This is a genomic window from Tardiphaga sp. 862_B3_N4_1, from assembly GCF_051811085.1.
GTDB lineage: Bacteria > Pseudomonadota > Alphaproteobacteria > Rhizobiales > Xanthobacteraceae > Tardiphaga > Tardiphaga robiniae.
On the sequence record NZ_JBPWQB010000002.1, the window covers coordinates 1,646,764 to 1,670,447 of the forward strand.

A 23,684-nucleotide genomic window follows, 5' to 3' on the forward strand; every position below is an offset into this window, starting at 1 on the left:
CATGATATTGATGTAGGCCTGCCCCGGCGCGCAAACCACCCGATTCCCGATTGGTCATCAGCTCACCGGATTATAGGTCTGGCCGCGTTTGGCGGCCTGGAGCGCTTCCATCAAGGCTTTGATGAAGCTTGCCTTTTCCTCCGCGCCGAGGAACCGTGCGATCGACACCCGACGGCCGCGCGACACCAGAAAAAGCTGCTCGATGCCGAATTCGGCGTGGCACACCTGATCGATCTGCACCCAGAGTGGATTGAATGCCCATTCCACGACGTCGCCTGATGGGCTGACCCGGCGCACACGGATTTCCGACGGCGTGACCGTGATCTCTTCGGTGGCCCTGGCGCGTCTGTCGTAGACCTTGAAGGCGATATAGATCGCCAGCAGGTCGAGGCCGAAAAAGCCGAGCACCGGCCAGGCGCCCATCAGCAGGAAGGCCATCCCCGCGCCGAACGAGACCATGCTGATGAAACCCATGAGCACGAGGAAGCCCTTGCGACCCAGCGCGTGATGCGGACGCAGCAGCGCGCTGAACAGCATCGGTTCCGGCGGGACGTCAAAGTCGTTGCCTGATGTCATGGTCCCTCAGTATATCCCTTTGATGCCGAAAATCACCCGCAAGCTCCCCGCCAGCACGAAATCCAGTCCTGCAAAGAAGGTTGTAGCGAAAGCGGTGAAGGCGCCTGCGAAGAAGATCGCCAAGCCGAAGCCCAAGTTGAAACCTTGGACCAAAGCCCAGGTCCATGAAGCCTTCTCGCGCTTCCGCAAGGCCAATCCCGAGCCCAAGGGAGAGCTCGAACATCTCAATCCCTACACATTGCTGGTCGCAGTGGTGTTGTCCGCGCAGGCGACTGACGCCGGCGTCAACAAGGCGACGCGCGCGCTGTTTCCCATCGCCGATACGCCGCAGAAAATGATTGATCTCGGCGAAGAGGCGGTGCGGGAGTATATCAAGACCATCGGCCTCTATCGCACCAAGGCGAAGAATGTTATCGCGCTGTCGGAAAAACTGATCCGCGAATTCGGCGGCGTCGTGCCGCGCACCCGCACCGAAATCAAGTCGTTACCGGGGGCGGGGCGCAAGACAGCCAATGTTGTGCTCAACATGGCGTTTGGCGAGCACACGATGGCTGTGGACACCCATGTCTTCCGCGTCGGCAATCGCACCAATATGGCGCCGGGCAACAACGTACTGGACGTCGAACTCGAATTAGAGCGCGTGATCCCGCACGAGTTCATGCTGCATGCCCATCATTGGCTGATCCTGCACGGCCGCTATACGTGTCTCGCGCGCAAGCCGCGCTGCGAGGTGTGTCTGATCAACGATCTGTGCCAGTGGCCGGAGAAGACGGTGGTCTAGGCGACCGGCATCTTCGTTACGCAACCCGGCTCGATCAGCTCCGGTCGCGGCCCGCTCAATCGCTTGTGCATATGGACCATAAAGGTCATGCCGAACAGCGGTGTGGCCAGGTTGACGATCGGGATCGAGACGAAGGCTGCGATGAATAGCCCGGCGGTGAACACCGTCGCCGCATGCTGCTTGCGCATCGCCTTGGCGTCCGCCGGCGAGCGGAACCGCATGGCGGCCAGTTCGAAATATTCGCGACCGAGCAGCCAGGCTGTGGCGATGAAGAAGACAACGAAACCAATGCCGGCGAAGAACACGAAGGGCAGCGCGACCAGATAGACCGCGATGGTCAGCAGCGCGGTCTTGCCGCCCTCGGTGATGGCGAGCCCGAACGGCAATGCGACGCCGACCCGCTCGGCGGGATAGTGCTCGCGCTCGACAATATCGGCGACATCATCGACGAACACGCTGGCGACCAGTGACGTAATCGCCGGCATCAGAAAGATTGCGCCGGCGACGACGCCGAGACCTGCGGCAATCGACAAGATCCAGGACAGCACATTGATCATCATGTGGTAGTCCGACCCGATCGTACTTTCGGCCCAGACGCCGCCCGAGGTGGCAGCCCAGTTCAACAGCCGCTGCATGGCGACCGCCAATACGGTGATTAAAACCAGGGCAAGTCCGATCGACTTCCACAGGATGCTGCGCATCGGTGGTGAAAGAATTTGCGATAGCGCCTTGGCGGCAGCGACAAGCATCCGATTTTCTCCTTGCAATCACGAAGACGTAACCCTTGCGAAGTTGTCAGACAAGTGCAGCGCAGCATCGACTTCTTCACTGGACGGATAAATAGAAAGAGGTAGTCTCAAGAAAAACAATCATCAGGGAGGACGACGTCTTGATCACCAAGGGTACCCGTGCGCTTGCTTTCGCCACTGCCGCTTCCGGCTTATTTCTGACCGCAGCGCCCGCCTTCGCGCAGCAAAGCATCACCGTCTGGTTCAGCAAGGGGTTTTATAAATCCGAAGATGAATCGCTGCTGGCGGCGATCAAGAAGTTCGAAGATAAAACCAAGATCAAAGTCGAACTCTCGCAATATGCCATTCAGGACATGATCCCGAAGACCGTGGCCGCGCTGGATTCCGGCACGCCGCCAGATGTCGCCTATGCCGACACCTACGATGTGCAGGCATCCGGCAAATGGGCCTTCGAAGGCAAGCTGGAAGATATCACCGACATCCTAAAGCCGATGATGGATAAATTCGCGCCGAACACGGTCGAGACGGCCTATCTGATGAACGGCCAGACCAAGAAGAAGGCGTATTACGGCTTTCCGCTGAAGCAGCAGTCGATGCATGTGGAGATCTGGAGCGATCTGCTCGAGCAGGCCGGCTTCAAGGTCAGCGATATTCCCAAGGACTGGAAGGGTTATTGGTCGTTCTGGTGCGACAAGGTCCAGCCGGCCTATCGCAAGGCGTCAGGCAGCCGTGCCTATGGTGTCGGCCAGCCGATGGGCGTGGAGTCCACGGACTCGCTGCAGTCATTCTACACCTTCATGGATGCCTATAACGTCAAGCTGGTGGACGACGATGGCAAGCTTCTGGTGGACGACGCCAAGGTCAAGGAAGGCCTGATCGGCGCACTCAGGGACTATACCGACACCTATATCAAGGGCTGTACGCCGCCATCCTCGACGACGTGGAAGGACCCCGACAACAATGTCGCCTTCCACAACAAGAGCATCATCATGACCCACAACTTCACGATTTCGATCGCGGCGAAGTGGTTCGAGGATTCGCAGAACCAGACGCTGACGCCGGAGCAGCGCGCGGCCGGCAAGAAGGCCTATGAGGAAACCATAGTCACTGCATCGTTCCCGCTGAAGCCGGACGGCACGCCGATCAAGTATCGCTCCGATGTGAAGACGGGGATGATCTTCTCGCAGTCGAAGAACAAGGCGGGCGCCAAGGAATTCGTCAAGTTCCTGATGGAAGAAGAAAACCTTGGCCCCTATGTCGAAGGTGCGCTGGGTCGCTGGTTCCCGGTGACCAAGGCCGGACAGGCAAGCCCGTTCTGGCAGGCCGACAAGCATCGCAAGGCAGTCTATACCCAGTTCACGGGTGGCACCTCGTCGTTCGATTTCGTGAAGAATTACAAGTTCACGATCCTCAATAACGAGAACGTCTGGGCCAAGGCGATGAACCGCGTGGTCAGCGAGAAGGTGCCGGTCGAGAAGGCCGTCGATGAGTTGATCGCCCGCATCAAGGAAATCGCGGGTTAGTCCGAGACAAAGCCGGCCGCCCCTCGCGGCCGGCTTTTGCAATGGTGTACAGCATGGCCACGATCACCTATCCCGCTCCCGCCGATACGCTGCCACGCCGGCCATGGTCGGCCCGCCTCACGACGCCGCAGGTCTGGGGCGTCGTGATGATCGCGCCCTATCTGCTCGTGTTCGCCGCCTTCGTGGTCTATCCGATCGGTTATGGCTTGTGGTTGGCGCGGCACCCGGCGAGTTACGTCGCGCTCTATAACGATCCGGTATTCGCGCGCGCCGTCGTCAACACGCTGATCTTCCTGATTATCGGCATCAATCTCAAAATGCTGGTGGCGCTGTTCCTGTCCGGATTCTTCGTGCAGTCGCGCACCTGGATACGTTGGCTGTCGGTGCTGTTCATCCTGCCTTGGGCCGTGCCGTCGATCCCGACCATCCTGTCGGTCCGCTTCATGTTCAATCCCGAATGGGGCGTGATCAATAACCTGATCTTCAAGTTCACCGGCGAGGATGGGCCCAACTGGCTGAATGACCCTGCCATGGGCCTGACGCTGGCGATTCTGGTGCACATCTGGAAGTCGCTGCCGTTCTGGACGCTGATCCTGATGACAGGGCGTCTGGCGATCTCGACGGACATGTTCGAGGCCGCCGATGTCGACGGCGCCAGCTGGTGGCAGAAATTCCGCTTCATCACTTGGCCATCGATGCAGACGCTGTATCTCACCTGCACGCTGCTTTCGATGATCTGGACGCTCGGCGACTTCAACAGCGTCTATCTGTTGACCGGAGGCGGGCCAGCCGATCTCACTCATGTTCTGTCTACATTGGGGATTCGCTATCTCCGCCTCGATCAGCTCGACATGTCGATGGCATCGATCGTTTGCGCGATGCCGCTTGTGCTGCCGCTGGTCTATTTCATGATGAAACGGCTCTCTCGATGAAGAGGTTCACCCGATGAGAGTGCCAACGCTACGAGAGGTCGGCACCGAAGCGCGGCTGTTGTTGATTGGCATTCCCGTGCTGATCTGGACGCTGATTCCGATCTATCACATGTTCCTGTTCGCGATCTCGCCGAAGCAGGATGCGTTCGCGGGCAAGCTGTGGCCCGATCATCCGACGCTGAACAATTTCAGAATCGTGTTCAATCAGCAGCACTATTTCCTGCGCGATTTTTGGGCGCAGTTCCTGAACTCGGTCGTCATTGCGGTGGCGGTCGGTGCGCTGACGCTGGTGATTGCGACATCGGCGGCCTTTGCGATCAGTCGTCTGCGCGTCCGCGGCGGTCGAACGGTGATGAACATGGCGCTGTTCACCTATTTCATTCCCGCGGCATTCCTCGCGGTACCGATGTATCGCACCATGGGCAATTACGGTCTGCTCAACAATCACTGGTCGCTGATCCTGGCGATGGTGACCATTGCTTCGCCCTATGCGATCTGGGTGCTCAAGCAGGCGTCGGACAAGCTGCCGCTCGAGCTCGACGAAGCCGCCATCATGGACGGCGCAACGCCGCTGCAACTGTTTCGCATGGTCTATGTGCCGCTGATGTTGCCATCGCTGGTCGCGATCGGGACCTATGCGCTGCTGCTCGCCTGGAACGAATATCTCTACGCCTTCCTCCTGCTGTCCAAGGATACCGAGATCACGCTACCCGTCGCGCTCGGCAACTTTCTGGCCGCTGATGACTCGCCCTGGGAATTGCTGATGACCACGGGCTTTATTTACGCGCTACCACCAGCCGCAGTGTATTACGCCTTTCGGCGCTACATGGTCGGCGGACTCACAGCGGGCGCGGTCAAGTCTTGAAGTGGCGGATCAGGCGATAAGCCTGATCCGAGGCCTGCTCACGTCTTCGTCAGCCACTTCCGCTTCCGTGTCAGTCGTCTCAGGAATGAGCGTCGGCGTGCCGAAGACGTCCGGAAATGGATCGAAAGTGCCCGCCACCTCCCGGAGCGGCTTTTGTTTGTCGGCCCAATGCAATGCCGTGTAGTCGAATCCGAGTTCAATGGTCGGCTTCACTACTTCGAAATAGGGCGAGATATCGAAATCCCTGGGCATATACAGCGATGAATCGCGGATGTGCAGAATCTCGCGACGGGCCTGGCGGCTACCGGCGCGGGTGATTTTCGGCAGAATCGGATAGCGCACGGCATCGAAAGCCTGCGCGATCAATGCCGAGCAGATGATCTTGGTGGGATCGCCGGAGCCGAAAGCGATCATGCGCCGCCGCCAGCGCTGGGGTATTGGCAGCGGGATCAGGAAGCGCATCAGGTCGAGAATGTTCTTGGTGTCGTAACCAAAGCCAATCCGGTTGATGGCGTAGCGACACACAGTGGTGCGGTCCTCGTAGGACAGACCGACCGGGCGGCACAGGCGGGTGTGGAACGGATAATATTTCGACAGCGGTGCCGAGGTGACACCTTCGCCGATATTGGCCTCGATCAGCACATGCGGCTCGCCGTTCGGCTCTGCAGCACCATCGATTGGGCCGACATAGAGCGCGGCATGCGACCAGGTCGATTGCGTGAGATATTTGATGATGCCGGAGACGCGGTTGTTGCCTTCGACCAGCAGCACGTCACCTTCCTCGATGATACCGCGCAGGCGTTCGGGGTCGCTCGGCGTGAATGGCTCGTAGCCGGGCAGCTCCTTCTGCAGATATTTCGCGATCAGTTTCCCGACCGTATCGAGCATGAGGCCCATGATCGTGACTCCCCCAGCGCGGTTCATGTCGACCGCTTTCCCTGGCTCCATCATGGTCGAGAGCCATTGCAATTTGGTTCATGCCCGCGCGGCGCTGGTGACGATTCATTCACCACGACGGTTGCCGCACACCCTCGAATACGGCAAGGTTCGCGAGACGTTCTCATGCATCATAAAATTTCGGAAACCATGTCATGACGATTTCACGCCGAGATTTCCTGTCGGCGTCCGCAGCATTGACACTTGTGCCGCTGTTCGGCGCAAGGACATTGGCCGCGTCGCTGCCGCGGGATGCTGACATTGTCGTGATTGGCGCGGGCGCTGCGGGCATCGCTGCGGCGCGTCGTATCCAGGCGGCCAATCGCAAGGTGATCGTGGTCGAGGCCTCCAGCCGGATTGGCGGACGGTGCATGACAGACGCGACAAGTTTCGACGCCCCGTTCGATCGCGGCGCGCGCTGGCTGCACACGCCGGAAACCAACGCAGTGGTGAAGCTTGCCTGGCCGGTGGGAATTGATGTCGCGCCATCGCCGCCGAGCCAGAAGCTGCGTATCGGCCGTCGCAATGCCCGCGCCGGCGAGACCGAGGAATTGCTCGCTGCGGTCGTGCGGGCCAATCGCGCCATCGACGAAGCAGCGCGCCGTGCCGACATCTCCTGCGCCGCGGCGCTGCCGAAGGACCTCGGGGACTGGGCGGGCACGATCGATTTCGTGCTCGGGGCCTATGCGACCGGCAAGGACCTCAAGGATCTCTCGACGCTGGATCTCTCGCGCGCGCAGGATCGCGCCATCGATGTTGCCACGCGCCAGGGGCTCGGGGCGTTGATGGGCAAGCTCGGCGAGGCCGTTCCGGTGGCGCTGTCGACCCCTGCGACGCGCGTGACCTGGAGCGGACGCGACATCGGCGTTGAGACGGCGTCAGGGCGCATTGCGGCGCGGGCGGTGATCATCACCGCATCAAGCAATGTGTTGTCGTCGGGGGCGATCAAGTTCACGCCGGAACTGCCAAAACGGCAGCTCGACGCGGCGGCAAAACTCAGCCTCGGCAGCTATGACCGTATCGCGTTACAGTTTAGTGGCAATCCGCTCGGGCTTGGTCGCGATGAGCTGATGGTCGAGCAAAGCACGAGCACACGTACGGGTGCGCTGTTTGCGAATATTGGCGGGTCATCGCTGTGTACCGTCGATGTCGCGGGCGCATTCGGCCGCGACCTTGCAACTCAGGGCGAGGCCGCGATGGTGGCTTTCGCCGTTGAATGGCTGACGAAGCTGTTCGGCTCCGATATCAAACCGGCGATCAAGCGTTCTGCAACGACGCGCTGGGATACGATGCCATTCGTGCTCGGAGCCATGTCGGGGGCCGCACCGGGTGGTCAGGCCTCGCGCCGCGTGTTGGCTGAGCCTATGGGCAATCTGTTCCTTGCCGGCGAAGCCACGCACGAAACATTGTGGGGCACGGTCGATGGCGCATGGGAAAGCGGCGAGCGCGCAGCAGAGGCGGCGCTCAAGAAGATCGGCGCAATGAAAGAGCCGGGACCAGACAAGCCGGTGCGGACGAAGCAGCGGCGGCAGCGGTCGAGCGGAGCGGGGTTGGAGTAGCCGCGACGTGAGGCTGCTATTGGCGCTACACCGGTAGCGCCAGCTGCATCAGATCTTTGGCCACGATGATCTTGCCGGAAAAATTCTTTCGCACGCCCGAGATCCAGTCCTCGTCGGTGACTTCGGGATCGTCGCCCGGCACGAAGTGGCTGAGCACCAGCACCTTCACGCCAGCCGCGGCGGCGATGCGGCCGACATCCTCGGTGGTGGTGTGGCTTTCCATCAAATGCTTTTTCAGCGTTGCGCCGTTCTTCGTCTTGATCACCAGCCGGTCAACAGCGGGCATGTAAAGTGCCTCATGCACCAGCACGTCCGCTCCCTTGGCGAACTCTGCTAGCCTCGGGTTGTAAGCGGTGTCGCTGGAGAACACGATGACGCCGTCGGGCGTCTCGAATTTGTAGGCGAAGCTGTCGACGATCGGCGGATGCGGAGTGCGAAACGCTGTCACCTTGACGTCGGCGGTCTGCAGCACCACGCCATCCTCGGTGATATCCTTGGCAACGAGCAACGGCCGCGGATCGGGGCGGCCTTCATCTTCGATGCGGGTATCAACGTCGAATTTGTTCAACTCCCAGTAAGTCCGGGTCATTGCCTCGATGCCCTTGGGACCAAACGAGTGGATCGGCGTCGAGAGGCCTGCGGCCCAAGCATTGTAGAACAAGTTGCCGTATTCCAGATTGTGATCGGAATGGTGGTGGCTGATGAAGATATACTTCACCGAGGGAAGCGGCACGCCGGCATTGACCAGTTGCCGGCTGACGCCCATGCCGCAATCGATCACGAATGGCGTTTCGTTGACCACAACGAGGTTGGCGGGATTGGATGCACCGACGCCGACGCGTGGGCCGCCCTTGGTGCCGAGAAATATGATCCTAGTGCGCAGTTTTGCCGGCGTCTGCGCCAGCGCGGGGCGCGCCGCGAGGACCATGGCGCCGGCAGCGGCAAACTTCAGCATGTCGCGGCGATCGATCATGGTCTTCTCCCGTTGTTCTTGAATTGGAGAGACCCTAGCGCCGCGGCGGCTGGCGCCGCAAGTCACGCAAGCGTCAGTGAAATATCCCGTCGAACAGCGGCAGGCTGATCAGCGCCGAGACGGCGATCAGCGCGTAGCAGATTTTGCGGAAGAGCTCATCGCTGGCCTTGCCGAACAGTTTCGAGCCGATCCACAAGCCGAGGCCGAACAGGGGACCGGTGACTACCGCGAGCCCAAGGATGGCCGTGTTCCACAATCCGCCAATCGTATAGCTGATGATGATCAAGACGTCTGCGACCGCGAAATACAGGATGATATTTGCGCGGGTGACGGCAGCGACTGCCGCGTCTCGCAGCCAATACATCACTATGGGCGGGCCGCCGAGTTGCGCCAAGCCACCGAAAAAGCCGGCGACGCCGCCGACGCCGACCGTCACCGGTACGGTCGGCTTACCAGGATAGCGCCAGCCGGAGATCAGTAGCGTCAGCATCGTAACGATCAGTGCGACGATGCCCCAGCGAACAGTCAGCGGATCGGCCCAGGCCAAGGCCATCGTGCCAAGCGGCACGCCAATAAGTGCGCCCAGCGAAATGATGCTGACGTCGCGCCTGTCGGCTCGTCTTGCGGCGTTCGGGATCAGCGTCAACGTGGTCGAGAAGTCGATCAGCAGCAGCAAGGGCGACGCGACCTGCGCGCCCGCCACGCTTGAGGCGAGCGGCATGAAGATCAGCGCCGAACCGAAGCCTGAAAACCCGCGGGCCAGTCCGGCGATGAAGGCGGTGACGGTGATAAAAACGAGCGACGTGGTCGAATACTGGACCAGGCCGAGTGATTCCATCATGCGCGTAACGTGCCGCCCGTCTTCTTCGTTACTTCCGCCACGATCTTCGCTGCCACCGCATCGATTTCCTGATCGGTCAGGGTCTTCTCGCGCGGCTGGATCGTGACAGCGATGGCCACGGACTTCTTGTCGTCGTCGATGCCCTTGCCTTCATAGACGTCGAACACCGTCACATCGGTGACCAGCTTCTTGTCCACGCCGGCTGCCGCGCGGAGGATGTCACCGGACCTGACCTTGCGATCGACGATGAAAGCGAAGTCGCGTGACACAGGCTGGAACGCCGAGAGCTCCAAAGTCGGTTTGGCGCGGGTCGCCTTCTGCTTGGCGTCGGGAATGCGATCGAGGATCACTTCGAAAGCCATCAACGGGCCGTCGGCACCGAGTGCCTCAAGCGTGCGCGGGTGCAGCTCGCCGAAATGGCCGAGGACGTTCTGCGGTCCGATCTGGATCGTACCCGAACGGCCGGGATGCAGCCAGTTCGCGCCACCGGCCACGATCTGCAGCGCCTGCATCGGCGCGCCGGCAGCTGCGAGAACTGCAAAGGCATCGGCCTTGGCGTCGAGCGCGTTCGCAGCGCTGGCGCCTGACCAGTGACGGCCGTTGCCAGCCGACGAGGCGAGACCACGCCGCACGCCGGATGCAGCCATGAACTGATCCTGCGGGCGATCGCCGCGGAAGATCTGGCCGACTTCGAACAGCGCTAGGTCGGACGAACCGCGATGCGCATTGGCCTGAGCGGCTGCGATCAGTCCGGGCAACAGGCTCGGCCGCATGTCGGAGAGGTCGGAGGCGATCGGGTTGGCCAGCGCCAGTTCCGGCGCGCCGCCGCCGAACACCTCGGCATGCGGCTTCGAGATGAACGACCATGTCACGGCCTCGACGAGGCCGCGCGCGGCCAGTCCACGCTTGGCGCGGCGGGTGCGCTGCTGGATCTGCGTCAGTACCGGCTTGCGCGGGGCATCGCCGCGCGGGAACGGCGTCATCGGCACCTTGTCGACGCCGAAGATGCGCATGACTTCTTCGACGATGTCAGCCTTGCCGGTCACGTCGCTACGCCATGACGGCACTGCGACCTTCACCACGGGGCCGCTGCCGGCCACCATGAAGCCGAGATGCGTCAGGATGCGTCGCATCTCCGGGAATGGCACGTCGATGGCGGCGAGGCGCTTCACTTCGGCAATCGGGAAGTCGATGATACGGTCGTCGCCGTAGGGCTTGCCAACGACGATGCTCTCCGACGGTGCGCCGCCGCACAGTTCCATCACCAGCTTGGTTGCCAGTTCGAGACCGGGCACCATGAAGACCGGATCGACACCGCGCTCGAACCGATAACGCGCGTCGGAATTGATCCCGAGCCTGCGGCCGGTCTGCGCGATATTGATCTCGTTCCACAGCGCGGATTCGATCAGTACATCGGTGGTGTCTTCCGAACAGCCGGAGGCTTCGCCGCCCATGATGCCGGCGAGCGATTCCACGCCGTTGTCATCGGCGATAACGCAGGCCTTGCTGTCGAGTGTGTAGGTCTTGCCGTCGAGCGCGAGCAGCGTCTCGCCGTCACGTGCGCGGCGGACAACGATGTCACCCTTTACCTTGGACGCATCGAACACATGCAGCGGACGGGCGCGGTCGAAGGTCAGGAAGTTGGTGATGTCGACCAGTGCATTGATTGGGCGCAGGCCGATGGAGGTCAGCTTCTTCTGCAGCCACTCCGGCGACGGGCCGTTCTTGACACCGCGCACGAGACGCAGAGCGAAGCCCGGGCACAGCTTTGCATCTTCGACGGTGACTTTCACCGGGCAGGGGAATTCGCCCTTGATCGGCTTGATGCCGGGATTCTTGAACACGCCCATGTCGGCGGCGGCGAGATCCCTGGCGATGCCGGACACGCCGGTGCAGTCCTGACGATTGGGCGTCAGATTGATCTCGATGACGGGATCACCGAGCTTGGCCCAATCGGGATAGATCGCGCCGACGGGCGCATCGGCGGGCAGTTCGATGATGCCGTCGATCGCGTCAGGGAGTCCGAGTTCACCCGCCGAGCACAACATGCCCTGGCTTTCGACGCCGCGGATATTGCCGAGACCGATTGTGAAATCCTTGCCCGGGATGAACGTGCCGGGCCTGGCGAGAACCGTCTTCAGCCCTGCGCGCGCGTTCGGCGCGCCGCAGACGATCTGCAGCAGCTTGTCATCGCCGGCATTGACGGTACAGACGCGCAGGCGGTCGGCATTGGGATGCTGCACGGCTGTGACGATCTCGGCGATCGTGAACGGCTTCAGCAGCTTCGCCTTATCGTCGATATGTTCGACCTCGAGCCCGATCATGGTGAGCTTGTCGGTCAGCGTCTCGAGCGACTCGTCGGTCTCGAGATGATCCTTCAGCCAGGAGAGGGAGAATTTCACGTGCTCAGTCCTCCGGCCAGCGTCGGTACTTCAAGCGGCTTGAAGCCGTAGTGATTGAGCCAACGCACGTCGCCTTCGAACAGCTGACGCAGGTCGGCCATGCCGTATTTCAGCATCGCGATACGATCGATGCCCATGCCCCAGGCGAAGCCCTGATACACATCGGGATCGATGCCGCAGGCGCGTAGCACATTCGGATGCACCATGCCGCAGCCGAGAATCTCGAGCCAGTCTTCGCCTTCGCCGAAGCGGATCTCGTTCTTGTCGCGGCGGCACTGGATATCGACTTCCAGCGACGGCTCCGTGAACGGGAAGAACGACGGACGGAAGCGCATATTGACGTTATCGACTTCGAAGAAAGCCTTGCAGAATTCGTGCAGGATCCATTTGAGGTGGCCGAGATGCGAACCCTTGTCGATGACGAGACCTTCGACCTGATGGAACATCGGCGTGTGAGTCTGGTCAGAGTCGCTGCGATAGGTGCGGCCCGGACAGATCACGCGGATCGGCGGCTGCTGGCTCAGCATGGTGCGCACCTGAACCGGTGATGTATGCGTGCGCAGCAGCAGGCGCGAGCCGTCTTCCTTCGGATTGAAGTAGAAGGTGTCGTGCATCTCGCGGGCGGGATGGCCCTCGGGGAAATTCAGCTTGGTGAAATTGTAGTCGTCCGTCTCGATATCCGGACCTTCGGCGACGGCGAAGCCCATGTCGGCGAAGATCGTCGTCAATTCGTCCCAGGTCTGGCTGAGCGGATGAATGCGGCCGAGTTCAGTGGGGCCATCGCGCAGCGGCAGCGTCACGTCGATGGTCTCGGAAGCGAGACGTGCATCGAGGGCTGCGGATTTCAACACATCGCGGCGCGCGGTCAGCGCTTGCGTGACGGTGTCCTTGGCCAGGTTGATGGCCGCGCCTTCGGTCTTGCGTTCTTCTGGCGTCATCTTGCCGAGAGTCGACAACAGCGCGGAGATCGAACCCTTCTTGCCGAGCGCGCCGACGCGCACGGCTTCCAGGGCGGCTTCGTCGGAGGCATTGGCAATATCGGCCAGAATAGTCTGTTGGAGCGTCGTCAGATCGGACATCAGCAACCTCGATGAGAGAGGCGGGCGCCTCTTGCTGTCTGCGCGTCCGACGGAAGGCCGGGCACCAGCTTCTACAGCACGGGTATCACAGGGATTAAGACGTCAATGGCCGGGACAGGAGCGCGTGAACGCTTCTGCCCGGCCATGACAATGTCGATGAATACGCGGAGTGGAGAGCTCAGGCCGCCAGTGCGGCCTTTGCTGGCTTAGGCTGCGAGTGCAGCTTTGGCCTTCTCAGCAATCGCGTTGAACGCCGCCGGCTCGTTGATCGCGAGATCCGAGAGCACCTTGCGGTCGACCGTCACGCCGGACTTGGCGAGACCGTTGATAAACACGCTGTAGGTCATGCCGAGCGGACGGACGGCAGCGTTGAGACGCTGGATCCAGAGCGCGCGGAACGTACGCTTCTTGCGCTTGCGATCGCGGAACGCATATTGGCCGGCCTTGTCGACGGCGGCCTTTGCGGCGCGAATGGTGTTCTTGCGGCGACCGCGGAAACCCTTGGCGGCCTTGTAGACTTTCTTATGCTTGGCGTGAGCCGTCACACCGCGTTTTACGCGAGCCATGACTGATCTCCTTCATCTGAAATAACAAAAGGGGTGATATCCGCCGCAATGAAGCGGCGTAAGGGCGATCAGGCGTTTGGCAGAAAGTACTGCTTGATGTTGTCGCCGTCGGTCTTGAACAGCACGCGGGTGCCGCGGAGCTGACGAATCTGCTTCTTCGTCCGCTTGATCATACCGTGGCGCTTACCGGCATGGGCGGCCATAACCTTACCCGTTCCGGTGACTTTAAAGCGCTTTTTAGCGCCCGACTTGGTCTTCAGCTTGGGCATTTGGCTCTCCTATGGCCACGCAGAAAGCGCCCCGAAAGGCGTTGCGTCGGCTAAAATGCTCGTTAGAGCGTTGAAAATGCTCAACTAACCGCCGTTTGCGGGAAGTCAGCACAGTCGTCGACACGGCAGCCCTTAATCAGCCGGGCGACGAAGGTTGCGCTTATGGCAGAGGAATGCTCCGATGGCAACGATTAACGCGGCTCAACACTCTGTTTAGCGCATGGCTTCAGACTGGTCCGACGCGCCCCGGATGCCTATGTGATCCGGACCAGAGAAACAGAGGGACGACGACAATGGCCCGGAATGCACGTGCCGCCGCAAGGGCGGTTGCCATCCAGCAAGATGCTGCTGCTCAGACCGCCACCCGCTGGATGTTCGCAGCCGCTGGCCTCGCCGCGGCTCTCGCGCTGGCCGGTGCACTCGCCCTCATTTCGGGCTGAGCCGCCCAGCTCCGAACGATCTCAGAATACGCCCAAAGAAAAAGGCCCGCCAGAAATCTGACGGGCCGAAGTTCCTGATTACCAACCTCGTTAAGGTCAGTCGGCGCTGCGATCAGCGCGGTGCGAGCACCATCACCACCTGACGACCTTCGAAGCGCGCGTCCTGCTCCACCTTGGCGTATTCGGCGACGTCTGCTTTGACCTTGTCGAGCAGCTTGGTACCGATTTCCTGGTGCGCCATTTCGCGGCCACGATAGCGCAAGGTGATTTTGACCTTGTCGCCTTCTTCGAAGAAGCGCTGCATCGCGCGCATTTTCACGTCGTAGTCATGATCATCGATCATCGGGCGGAGCTTGATCTCCTTGATTTCGACGATCTTCTGCTTCTTACGGGCCTCGGCGGCCTTCTTCTGCGCCGAATACTTGAACTTCCCGTAGTCCATGATCTTGCAGACGGGGGGGCTCACATTCGGCGAAATCTCGACCAGATCCATACCGGCTTCCATCGCCATCTTGATCGCAGCAATGGTTTCCACGGTGCCGTGGTTGAGGCCGGTCTGATCAATCAGCTGGATCTGCAGATTGCGAATTTCATCGTTGGTGCGCGGCCCGTCTTTGGTTGCGGCGGGCGGGGCTCTGTTGGGACGGCGAATGGGTAACTCTCCAATGTTGTTTAGGAAGGCCGCAGTGTGAAGGAATAAGGCGTTTGGAGCAAGCAAACTCACGCAACGCAGCGTCAATCACTCAAATACGAGGCAATTTCGTCACGCGAAAGGCCATAGGCGTCGTACACCGCTTACCTTGCTCAAATAGAGTTCCCCGGCCCGTTCTGCAAGCCGTGGTTGATAGGAGCGCAACGCGGCATCGAGGTGGACGTTCCCTGGGATGATATGGACGCTGAGGGATCGACGTTGACGATCCCGACCTGCTCAATCAAACAGCAATCGGCATTTCAGGGTCGAACAAGGATGGTTTGATGAGCACAACGGTATCGACCGACCCCGCTTTCATCACGGCAGGTACAGGCAGTAGCCGCCGCCAGATCGCGATGCGGGTCCGCGACGGCGCTGCTCCGGGCCTGTTCTGGATGAGTGGCTTCAAATCCGACATGCAGGGCGGCAAGGCGGTGGCGCTCGATGCCTGGGCCGCCGACCATGGCCGGGCCTGTGTACGTTTCGATTATTCCGGCCACGGCGAATCCGGCGGCGATTTCGTCGATGGCACCATCGGCCAATGGCTGGAGGATAGCCTCGCGGCGTTTGATGCGGCCTGCCAGGGTCCGCAGGTGGTGATCGGCTCGTCGATGGGCGGCTGGATGGCACTCCTGCTGGCGCGCGCGCTGGCCCGACGCGGCAAAGTGGGGCGCGCGACGCTGAAGGGTCTGGTGCTGATCGCGCCGGCGCCGGATTTCACCGAAGAGCTGATGTGGAAAGGCTTCTCGCCGGAAATCCGCGCGGAGATCGAGACCACCGGTCAATGGCTGCGCCCGTCGGAATATGGCGAGCCCTATCCGATCACGCGGCGGTTGATCGAAGAGGGGCGCAATCACCTGCTGCTCGGCAGCGCGATTGATGTCGGTTGCCCCGTGCGGATTTTGCAAGGCAGGCAGGACCCCGACGTGCCTTGGCAGCACGCTTTCCGCCTGGCCGAACGGCTGCCGAGCGAGGATGTGGTGCTGACCATGATCCAGGACGGCGACCATCGGCTGTCACGCCCGCAGGATATTGCACGACTATTGTCGGCTGTGGCGGAGTTTTGATTGCATCACCCGCACCGTTGAATAGGCTCGCCTGAAAAGAGCGATCAATCAGCGGGAGGATTCGGATGGACGCTACGGCACTCTTGCGCGCATTTTGCGATGCCGTTGAACAGCGTGACGGCCAGAGCTTCGCTACGCTGTTCACCGAGGACGGCGTCTATCACGACGTCTTCTATGGCGCATTCGAAGGCCGCGTGAAAATCGCCGACATGGTCGACGACTGGTTCTATCGGACCGCGGAAGATTTTCGTTGGGACATGCACACGCCCGTCAGCGACGGCACCACGCTCTATGCGCGCTATACATTCAGTTATCGCTCGAAACTCCCGGAGGCCAATGGCGGCCGCGCGATGTTCGAAGGCGTTGCGATCATGACGCTGCGTGACGGCAAGATCGTGAGCTATCATGAAGTGGCCAATACGGCGCCGGCCTTCGTCGATTTGCATTTCGCGCCGGAGCGCATCGCCAAGATCGTCGCCAAGCAGGGTGAAGCGCTCAAAGCGCGACCGGAGATGGCGCGACACCTGACGAACTGAGCGCAAGCTGCCATTCGTCGTTCACGCTCCCATCCTTTTCAGCGTCGCCGAGTTGCGTGGCGAGCGCAGCAAATTCGTCTGCGGGCATTAGTTGCGACAGCGCCCATATCGCTGCCCCGCGCACCACAGGACTTTCATCGCCCAGCAGCCGCTGCGCATCGCTTACCAGTGATAGGTCGTTCGAATTGCCGATGGCGATCAGCACATTGCGAATGAAGCGGTTACGGCCAATGCGCTTCACGGGTGACTTCGTAAAGAACGCGCGGAAAGCCGCATCGTCGAGCTTCGCGAGTTCGGCCAGCGACGGGGCACGCAACTCATCGCGTGCGGCGAGTTTGATCTCGCGGCCCTCCTGAGCGAATTTGTTCCATGGGCAGGCGGCGAGGCAATCGTCGCAGCCATAGATGCGATTGCCCATGGGCTTGCGGAATTCGCGCGGGATCGGGCCCTTGTTCTCGATCGTGAGATAGGAAATGCAGCGCCGCGCATCGAGTTTGTAAGGCGCCGGAAAGGCCGATGTCGGGCAGCTGTCGAGGCAGGCCTGGCACGAGCCGCAGTGATCGATGGTGCGCGCATCGCGCGGCAGTTCGAGCGTGGTGAAGATCGCGCCGAGAAACAGCCATGAGCCGAATTCGCGCGACACGAGATTGGTATGCTTGCCCTGCCAGCCCAATCCTGCGGCGCCGGCGAGCGGCTTTTCCATCACGGCAGCCGTATCGACAAACACTTTCACATCGCCGCCGGCTTGCGCGATCAGCCATCGCGCCAGCAGCTTCAGGCGCTTCTTGATGAGGTCATGATAATCGTCGCCGCGGGCATAGACCGAGATCGCGGCGTGCGAGCGTTGCTTGAGGATCTCGAGCGGATTCTCGTCGGGTCCGTAATTGACGCCGAGCATGATGACGGAGCGAACGTCCTGCCACATCACCTTGGGGTCGGCGCGGCGGTCGGGATTGTCGGCAAGCCACTCCATGTCACCATGGGCGCCGGCGTTGAGAAATTCCTGTAGCCGTTCGCGTACGCTGGCGATGGCGTCCGGATCGGTGATCCCGATTGAATCGAAGCCCAGCGCCTTCGCCTCGCGCGTCAGCCTATCCTTGAGATCGGCGGGAAGCGTGGCGATCACATCGTCAGCGGGTGGGCTCAGAAATCGAGATCCACATAGGTCCGCGATGCTGGCACGCCCGCCAGCCACTCGCTCAGCAGCGGTCGGAACGACGGACGGGATTTCACCCGCGCGTACCACGCCTTCGCCGCGTCGTCCTCGCTCCATGGAACATCGCCCAGATAGTCGATCGCCGACAGATGAGCTGCCGCGACCAGATCCGCATAAGTCAGTCGGTCACCGGCCAGAAAATTGCGTGTCCGCGCCAGCCAGCCGATATAGGCCAGATGATAGCGCACATTTGCGGTGGCTGCGCGAATCACATCCATCGCCGGGGCGCCGCCGCCGACCTCTTCGCTCATGAAGCGCTTGTAGATGCGTTCGGTGACCAGTGGGCCGGACGCTTCCTCGAAGAATTTCTCGTTGAACCACGCCATCAGCCGGCGCACTTCGATGCGTTCCGCCATCGCGACAGGTAGCAGGCGGCGATCGCCCATCTCCGGTCCATGGGTCTCGTCGATATATTCGGCGATGATCCCGGCGCCAGGAATGGGCGGGAAACCATCGGTGAGCAGCACAGGCGTAGTTCCCGCAGGATTGAGCGCCAGAAATGCCTCGCGCCGATCCCACGGCCGCTCGTCCACCAGTGTGAGGTCGAGTCCGTATTCGCCGAGTACGAGACGAATGAAGCGGGAATGCGGACAGAACGAGTGATGGTAAAGCGTGTACATGCGGGCCTTGATAGTTATGCGGTCGTTAAGAAAGCGTCTCGGTTGCGTCGGTGGTAAAAGTGTCACACAGCGCGCGCCAAACTAGCGAAGCTTGGCTCTGAGGCAACCCGCGAATGTGATGGTATTTGCGATTGCAGCAATGAAGGGAATAGGCGAGAAGAACCCGGCTTTTTCAGGCCCACACTGACGAAGGACAGATAAGCAGATGATGTCTGATGCGATAAGGGCGGTGATTCTCGGCATTGTCGAGGGTGTCACCGAGTTCCTGCCAGTTTCCTCAACGGGGCATCTGCTGCTCGCGGAACGCTTCTTCGATCTGGGCGAGGACAATTTCTGGAAGAGCTTCGCCGTGCTGATCCAGCTCGGCGCCATTCTGGCGATCCTTGCACTTTACTTCGGCAAGTTGTGGCATATCGCGCTGAACCTGTTCAAAGGCGACGCTGCGGCGCGCCGTTTCGTGATCGGCGTACTGATCGCGTTCCTGCCTGCTGCCATCATCGGCGCCGCTGCCGGCGGCTATGTCAAAAGCTATTTGTTCAATCCGTGGGTCGTGTGTTTCTCGCTGATCGTTGGCGGCGCGATCCTGCTCTGGGTCGATCAGCTCGATCTTGAGCCTGTGCATCACGATGCCACGACGTTCCCGTTGCCGATGTATCTCAAGATCGGTCTGGCGCAGTGCGTGGCGATGATTCCCGGCGTGTCGCGCTCCGGCGCGACCATCGTCGGCGCTATGCTGCTCGGTGCTGAAAAGCGCGCAGCGGCGGAGTTCTCGTTCTTCCTGGCGATCCCGACCATGGTCGGTGCCTTCGTCTACGATCTCTACAAGAGCCGGGCCGATCTCTCGGTAGATCACGGCGTGATCATCGTTATCGGTTTCGTGGTGTCGTTCATCACCGCGATCATCGTGGTGAAAAGCTTTCTCGGCTACGTGACCCGCCACGGCTTCGCGTTGTTTGCATGGTGGCGCGTGATCGTCGGTACGCTCGGCCTGATCGCGCTGGCGCTGGGCTACTGAATTTTGCCAAACATCCTGCTGTCATCCCCGCCGCGCACGCCCTCGGCGTGCCAGGCGGGGACGATATCGTCAGTTTATGCCGTTATGTGCGAACTGACCGGTGGCTCGGAAGCGCCAGAGATATTGTGGCGCAATCGCTTCTAGCGAATCAGCGGCAATACCCAGGCCATCCAGCGTCAGACCAGCGATCTTGGCGGCTTCCGACACCACATTGTCGACACCAAGCATGGCGACCTGATCCGGCGTCAGTTTGAAGTCGCCCGGGGCGAATTGCAGGAAATAGGACTGTAGCTTGGCGATGGCCGTCGGCACCGGCAGCGTCATGCGCTTGCGCTCGATGGTCGCGAGGATGATGTCGATGATTTCACTCATCGTCAGCACTTCCGGACCGCCGAGTTCATAGGTGGCGCCCGGCTTGGTCTTGCCGTCGACGGCATCGGCCGCAGCCTGGGCGACATCGCCCACATAGACCGGCTGCATCTTGGTCGTGGCGCCGAACACCGGCATCACTGGGGCCATCCGGGCGAGATTGGCAAATCGATTGGTGAACTGATCCTCGGGGCCGAACACGATCGATGGGCGCAGGATGGTCGCGGAAGGCACAGCCGCCAGCACGGCCTGCTCGCCGGCTGCCTTGGCACGGGCATAGGCCGATTCGGAATCGGCATCGGCGCCGATGGCTGAAAATTGCACCATCCGCGCGCCGATCTCGGCGGCGGCCTGCGCCACCGCGCCGGCGCCCCGCGCCTGCACGGCATCAAAGGTCTGCGCGCCGCTTTCGGTCAGGATACCCACCAGATTGACGACGATGCTGGCGTCGCGCATCGCGGCCTTGATCGAGGCGGGGTGGCGCAAATTGGCCTGAACGATATTGATCTGTCCGACACGGCCAAGCGGTTGCAGATGGCCGGCCAGTTCCGGCCGACGCACGGCGACCCTGATCCGGTATTCGCGCTTGGCCAGCGCGCGGACCACATGGCGTCCCACGAAGCCGGATCCGCCGAAAACCGTAACGAGGGTGTCGATGGGGGCAGCCATGGATCAGTTCCTTGAGTCAGTCATGCAAGGGCAAAACGGGGGAATTTAGACCAATTCGCGATACGCCAACGCGCGAGGCCTGTACAGCGGATTTGGAATTGAACGAAGCAATTTGACAAGCGCGTAACGGCCCCCTACTAACCGCGCCACGTGCCTCGCACGTGCCCAGGTGGCGGAATTGGTAGACGCGCTGGCTTCAGGTGCCAGTGGCTTAACGGCCGTGAAGGTTCGAGTCCTTTCCTGGGCACCACGGTGCTCCTAAGTCTCTGATATTCAGAGCAATTCAATGAATTTGACAGTTTGAGGCTGCGCGGTCAATGCGTGCGGGCGCGGAGGTGTTTCTGCCTTGCCGCCGCCGCGAAGCGCGCGCCAACCGCGAACAGACATTGCACCCTGTTTCTAACGGGCCATCGCCTGATCATAGGCCGCGACAGAAGCCTGTGCGGTCGCCTTCACTTCGATAGCGCTCATTCCGGGCCGATACAGGCTGCTGCCAAGACCGAAGGCCTGTATGCCGGCGGCGACATAGTCCGCGAAATTCCGATCGGAAACACCACCAACAGCCCCGATCACGACATCCCTGGGCAGAACCGCGCGAATGGCGGCGATGCCGGACGGGCCGAGGATCGATGCCGGAAAGAATTTCAGGGCGGATGCGCCGGCGCGGAGCGCGAGGAAAGCTTCGGTCGGCGAGAACACGCCGGGCATCGTGACCATGCCGCGGCTCACCGCCATCGCCAGCACATCGACATCGACATTCGGGCTCACCATCAGACGCCCGCCGACATCGGCGACGCGGGCGCAGTCATTCGCGGTGAGGACGGTGCCGGCGCCGATCAGGGTGTCGTTGCCAAATCGTTTGCAGATCCGTGCGATGGATTCGAACGGATCGGGCGAGTTCAGCGGCACTTCGATCAGCTCGAAGCCGGTATCGATCAACGTCTCGACGATGCTCTCCACCTCGTCGGGCTGCACGCCGCGCAGGATGGCGACGAGCGGACGCTTCACGGAGGGCCAACGGATTGGCTGGTTCATGTGAACTGAGCTCCCCACAGATGGATTGCGGCCTTGGTCAGGCCGTGTTGCGACGCGCGTTCGGCATCAACGATGGCGACCTCGAAGCCGGCAGCTGCAAGCGCCGACGCATAGAGATCCTTGAGCGCGCCGGCGCCGATCAGGCGTACCGGATGCCGCGTGCCATAGCGCGATCCGGCATCGGCGATTTCCGTGCCGATCAGGAGGCCCGACAGGCGCGCCGCGCCGTCGGTCTGTTGCTGGAAGCCGAGCAGTTGCGCCGCGCGCAGGCTGAAGAGCGAGGCGGTGAGGCCCGTCGGCGCATCGAGCGCGCATTGCAGGCCATCGCGGAACGCGTCATTCGCGGCGGGCGACGGTGCGTCGTGATCCACCGCGTGTTTCAGGATGCTGTGTTGAGTGATGACCGAAAAGAGCTCGCCGGTCATATAGGTCGTGAATGACACCACGCTGCCGGACTCGATCCATACCCATTTGCTGTGGGTGCCGGGAATGCAGACCAGACCGGTGAAGCCGGGCTCGGTCACGCCGAGCAGTTGCGTCTCCTCACCCCGCATGACATCGGGCACCGCGGCGTCGGCCTGGGCAATACCGGGCAGGATACGCACGTCGCCTTGCGTGTCGACACGCTGCGCACCGTCGTGCAAGGCGTCGAGGCGTGTCGGTGTGTGCAGATAGGGCGCCTCGATCCAGCCCTGTCGTGCGCCGGCCATACCGCAGATCAACACGGGCAGGTTCTGCATTCCGCCAAGTTTGGCAAGATGATCAGCGAGCACCGGAGCGAAGCCTGCGGCCGCGCAATGCAGCATGCCTTCAGGCCCGCGCGTCTCCGCAAGCACGCTGCCATCGGCGGTCATCAACCAGCCTCGAAAGCTGCTGGTGCCCCAATCGACCGCGACGAAAGCCGGTTTGTCTGCTGTCACGTTTTGCTCTGGCTTGTCATGGCACGAATTTGTGCCGAGCATAGCCGAAAGCTTCACTCTTGGAAGGCTGTTCGCGGCGGTCGGGCTACAGCATTTAGCACCGCCCCTCTTCGCTCAAGAGTAATTCTCACACAGCATCGGCTCGGAATCGGTGGGTTGGATCGCGCGCACGGGCGCTTGCGTCAGATGCGGCGTGCCTCCGCGGCTAGCAACAGCGCGAAATGCATCCAGGATCGCCATCGCCATGTCTGGGTGATGCGTCTCGACGGTGCTGTCCAACCAGTCAGGAAGGTCACGCTGGTTCGAGAGAGCGCAATGCCATTCACCTTCGTCATAAGCGAGCCGACGCAGTTGCCACCGCGGCAGTTCGATCGCGATCAGGGCAAGCGCGGCATCGGTCCAGGCGCCGGCAGCGACCAGGCGATCGAGGCGCTGGGCCTCCGCTGTGCGGCGCATTGCCGGCAGGCGCTTGCAGGCGGCGAGGCAGATCGCGGTGAAACTCGTAGCGTCAAGCGGAGCCGTTTCGGAGGGCGCATCGGAAAGGGGCGTTCGCTGAATCGAGATGAACGACATGACGGGTCTCCATGAACAGCGCGATCTTCGGAAGACCGCATCATGCAATATCCGTAGTCCGTCATTTGAATACGAGGCAGCTTCGGGCACGAAGATATAAAGGCTGCATAAGCACCCGAGGACTAACGGCGCACGCGCATGCGCTCCCCTGCGTCTTTATGAGATTCCTATAAGTTCGCTGCTGGCCTCATCTCGAAAACCTACGTCCTGAATGGCACCTGATCGTGCATCGGGCGCGCGAGCCGTTTGCTCCGTGTCGCCGCAGTCATTGCATCAGGAGCATTCCATGCTGGACGTCGTCATGCTGGCCCTCGGGCTCGGCTTTTTCATTCTCACCCTGGGCTACGCCTATGCCTGCGAGCGGCTGTGAGGAGCGCATCATGATTTTCGATTACACGCTCGCCGGCTTCGTGTCCGCGGCATTGCTGATCTACCTCACTTACGCGCTGCTGCGACCCGAGCGGTTCTGAGCGCGCGCACCT

At 61.3% G+C, this 23,684-nt stretch carries 26 protein-coding genes and 1 tRNA gene; 11 read left to right on the forward strand and 16 right to left on the reverse strand.

Annotated elements, in window-relative coordinates; genetic code table 11:
- Positions 1–57 precede the first annotated feature (57 nt).
- Positions 58–576, reverse strand: coding sequence for a DUF2244 domain-containing protein (locus AB8B02_RS25075; protein WP_439065444.1), 519 nt, complete (start codon positions 574–576; stop codon positions 58–60).
- 22 nt (positions 577–598) lie between these two features.
- On the opposite strand from AB8B02_RS25075, the gene nth reads away from it, so the two are divergent.
- Positions 599–1,357, forward strand: coding sequence for an endonuclease III (gene nth, locus AB8B02_RS25080; RefSeq protein WP_439065445.1), 759 nt, complete (start codon positions 599–601; stop codon positions 1,355–1,357).
- On the opposite strand, the gene AB8B02_RS25085 is transcribed toward nth, so the two are convergent.
- Complete coding sequence (locus AB8B02_RS25085; RefSeq protein WP_439065446.1) at positions 1,354–2,106, reverse strand: sulfate transporter family protein; 753 nt, start codon at positions 2,104–2,106, stop codon at positions 1,354–1,356. The genes nth and AB8B02_RS25085 overlap by 4 nt on opposite strands.
- A gap of 140 nt (positions 2,107–2,246) precedes the next feature.
- On the opposite strand from AB8B02_RS25085, the gene AB8B02_RS25090 reads away from it, so the two are divergent.
- Genes AB8B02_RS25090 through AB8B02_RS25100 form a run of 3 tightly spaced genes read left to right on the forward strand, consistent with a single transcriptional unit; the run spans position 2,247 to position 5,426 of the window.
- Entirely contained in the window at positions 2,247–3,629 is a 1,383-nt protein-coding gene (locus tag AB8B02_RS25090) for an ABC transporter substrate-binding protein (protein ID WP_439065447.1), read from the forward strand.
- A gap of 53 nt (positions 3,630–3,682) precedes the next feature.
- Positions 3,683–4,561 carry a carbohydrate ABC transporter permease gene (locus tag AB8B02_RS25095; protein ID WP_231078616.1) on the forward strand — a complete coding sequence of 293 codons (879 nt, stop codon included), beginning with the start codon at positions 3,683–3,685 and terminating at the stop codon, positions 4,559–4,561.
- A gap of 13 nt (positions 4,562–4,574) precedes the next feature.
- Positions 4,575–5,426, forward strand: a complete 852-nt coding sequence (locus AB8B02_RS25100; RefSeq protein ID WP_068730277.1) for a carbohydrate ABC transporter permease — start codon at positions 4,575–4,577, stop codon at positions 5,424–5,426.
- 9 nt (positions 5,427–5,435) lie between these two features.
- Here AB8B02_RS25100 and AB8B02_RS25105 read toward each other — a convergent pair whose 3' ends face one another.
- Positions 5,436–6,323, reverse strand: coding sequence for a YiiX/YebB-like N1pC/P60 family cysteine hydrolase (locus AB8B02_RS25105; protein ID WP_120287707.1), 888 nt, complete (start codon positions 6,321–6,323; stop codon positions 5,436–5,438).
- Positions 6,324–6,517: 194 nt separating this feature from the next.
- Between AB8B02_RS25105 and AB8B02_RS25110 the strand changes: the two genes are divergently transcribed.
- Positions 6,518–7,921, forward strand: a complete 1,404-nt coding sequence (locus tag AB8B02_RS25110; RefSeq protein WP_439065448.1) for a flavin monoamine oxidase family protein — start codon at positions 6,518–6,520, stop codon at positions 7,919–7,921.
- Between the two features lie 25 nt (positions 7,922–7,946).
- Here AB8B02_RS25110 and AB8B02_RS25115 read toward each other — a convergent pair whose 3' ends face one another.
- From AB8B02_RS25115 to rpmI, 6 genes are all read right to left on the reverse strand, one after another.
- Positions 7,947–8,894 (reverse strand): MBL fold metallo-hydrolase, encoded by a 948-nt coding sequence (locus tag AB8B02_RS25115; protein WP_439065449.1) that lies wholly within the window; start codon positions 8,892–8,894, stop codon positions 7,947–7,949.
- Between the two features lie 73 nt (positions 8,895–8,967).
- Positions 8,968–9,735, reverse strand: coding sequence for a TSUP family transporter (locus AB8B02_RS25120; protein ID WP_439065450.1), 768 nt, complete (start codon positions 9,733–9,735; stop codon positions 8,968–8,970).
- A complete protein-coding gene (gene pheT, locus AB8B02_RS25125; RefSeq protein WP_439065451.1) occupies positions 9,732–12,137 on the reverse strand; it encodes a phenylalanine--tRNA ligase subunit beta in 2,406 nt (801 codons plus the stop codon). The genes AB8B02_RS25120 and pheT overlap by 4 nt, the downstream gene beginning before the upstream one ends.
- Positions 12,134–13,216: a phenylalanine--tRNA ligase subunit alpha gene (gene pheS / locus AB8B02_RS25130; RefSeq protein WP_439065452.1), complete on the reverse strand. Its 1,083-nt coding sequence runs from the start codon at positions 13,214–13,216 to the stop codon at positions 12,134–12,136. Before pheS ends, pheT begins: the two co-directional genes overlap by 4 nt.
- A 206-nt stretch (positions 13,217–13,422) precedes the next feature.
- Positions 13,423–13,782, reverse strand: a complete 360-nt coding sequence (rplT, locus tag AB8B02_RS25135) for a 50S ribosomal protein L20 (protein ID WP_068730282.1) — start codon at positions 13,780–13,782, stop codon at positions 13,423–13,425.
- A gap of 68 nt (positions 13,783–13,850) precedes the next feature.
- Entirely contained in the window at positions 13,851–14,051 is a 201-nt protein-coding gene (rpmI, locus tag AB8B02_RS25140; RefSeq protein WP_068730283.1) for a 50S ribosomal protein L35, read from the reverse strand.
- Between the two features lie 293 nt (positions 14,052–14,344).
- Between rpmI and AB8B02_RS25145 the strand changes: the two genes are divergently transcribed.
- Positions 14,345–14,491 (forward strand): hypothetical protein, encoded by a 147-nt coding sequence (locus tag AB8B02_RS25145; protein WP_176454502.1) that lies wholly within the window; start codon positions 14,345–14,347, stop codon positions 14,489–14,491.
- Positions 14,492–14,603: 112 nt separating this feature from the next.
- Here the strand turns inward: AB8B02_RS25145 and infC are convergent, their stop codons facing one another.
- A complete protein-coding gene (infC, locus tag AB8B02_RS25150; RefSeq protein WP_086936983.1) occupies positions 14,604–15,143 on the reverse strand; it encodes a translation initiation factor IF-3 in 540 nt (179 codons plus the stop codon).
- A 323-nt stretch (positions 15,144–15,466) separates the two neighbouring features.
- On the opposite strand from infC, the gene AB8B02_RS25155 reads away from it, so the two are divergent.
- Positions 15,467–16,249, forward strand: coding sequence for an alpha/beta hydrolase (locus tag AB8B02_RS25155; protein ID WP_439065453.1), 783 nt, complete (start codon positions 15,467–15,469; stop codon positions 16,247–16,249).
- Positions 16,250–16,314: 65 nt separating this feature from the next.
- On the forward strand, positions 16,315–16,785 hold the full coding sequence (locus tag AB8B02_RS25160; protein ID WP_439065454.1) for a nuclear transport factor 2 family protein: 471 nt from the start codon (positions 16,315–16,317) through the stop codon (positions 16,783–16,785).
- On the opposite strand, the gene queG is transcribed toward AB8B02_RS25160, so the two are convergent.
- The gene (queG, locus tag AB8B02_RS25165; protein ID WP_439065939.1) at positions 16,745–17,980 is read right to left on the reverse strand and encodes a tRNA epoxyqueuosine(34) reductase QueG; all 1,236 of its coding nucleotides are present in this window, start codon (positions 17,978–17,980) and stop codon (positions 16,745–16,747) included. The genes AB8B02_RS25160 and queG overlap by 41 nt on opposite strands.
- The gene (locus AB8B02_RS25170) at positions 17,929–18,621 is read right to left on the reverse strand and encodes a glutathione S-transferase family protein (protein WP_068730287.1); all 693 of its coding nucleotides are present in this window, start codon (positions 18,619–18,621) and stop codon (positions 17,929–17,931) included. The genes queG and AB8B02_RS25170 overlap by 52 nt, the downstream gene beginning before the upstream one ends.
- Before the next feature lie 205 nt (positions 18,622–18,826).
- Between AB8B02_RS25170 and AB8B02_RS25175 the strand changes: the two genes are divergently transcribed.
- Positions 18,827–19,636: an undecaprenyl-diphosphate phosphatase gene (locus AB8B02_RS25175; protein WP_231078607.1), complete on the forward strand. Its 810-nt coding sequence runs from the start codon at positions 18,827–18,829 to the stop codon at positions 19,634–19,636.
- A 69-nt stretch (positions 19,637–19,705) separates the two neighbouring features.
- Here AB8B02_RS25175 and AB8B02_RS25180 read toward each other — a convergent pair whose 3' ends face one another.
- Complete coding sequence (locus AB8B02_RS25180) at positions 19,706–20,674, reverse strand: complex I NDUFA9 subunit family protein (protein ID WP_231078606.1); 969 nt, start codon at positions 20,672–20,674, stop codon at positions 19,706–19,708.
- A 163-nt stretch (positions 20,675–20,837) separates the two neighbouring features.
- On the opposite strand from AB8B02_RS25180, the gene AB8B02_RS25185 reads away from it, so the two are divergent.
- Positions 20,838–20,924, forward strand: a tRNA-Leu gene (locus AB8B02_RS25185).
- A 149-nt stretch (positions 20,925–21,073) separates the two neighbouring features.
- On the opposite strand, the gene AB8B02_RS25190 is transcribed toward AB8B02_RS25185, so the two are convergent.
- The 3 genes from AB8B02_RS25190 to AB8B02_RS25200 all read right to left on the reverse strand — a co-directional run bounded on the left by AB8B02_RS25190 (position 21,074) and on the right by AB8B02_RS25200 (position 23,202).
- Complete coding sequence (locus AB8B02_RS25190) at positions 21,074–21,709, reverse strand: 2-dehydro-3-deoxy-6-phosphogalactonate aldolase (protein WP_439065455.1); 636 nt, start codon at positions 21,707–21,709, stop codon at positions 21,074–21,076.
- A complete protein-coding gene (locus AB8B02_RS25195) occupies positions 21,706–22,629 on the reverse strand; it encodes a 2-dehydro-3-deoxygalactonokinase (RefSeq protein WP_439065456.1) in 924 nt (307 codons plus the stop codon). The genes AB8B02_RS25190 and AB8B02_RS25195 overlap by 4 nt, the downstream gene beginning before the upstream one ends.
- A gap of 114 nt (positions 22,630–22,743) precedes the next feature.
- Positions 22,744–23,202, reverse strand: a complete 459-nt coding sequence (locus tag AB8B02_RS25200) for a hypothetical protein (RefSeq protein WP_439065457.1) — start codon at positions 23,200–23,202, stop codon at positions 22,744–22,746.
- 380 nt (positions 23,203–23,582) lie between these two features.
- Here AB8B02_RS25200 and AB8B02_RS25205 point away from each other — a divergent pair, with 380 nt between their 5' ends.
- Positions 23,583–23,672, forward strand: a complete 90-nt coding sequence (locus AB8B02_RS25205; protein WP_081421711.1) for a K(+)-transporting ATPase subunit F — start codon at positions 23,583–23,585, stop codon at positions 23,670–23,672.
- Positions 23,673–23,684: the final 12 nt, after the last annotated feature.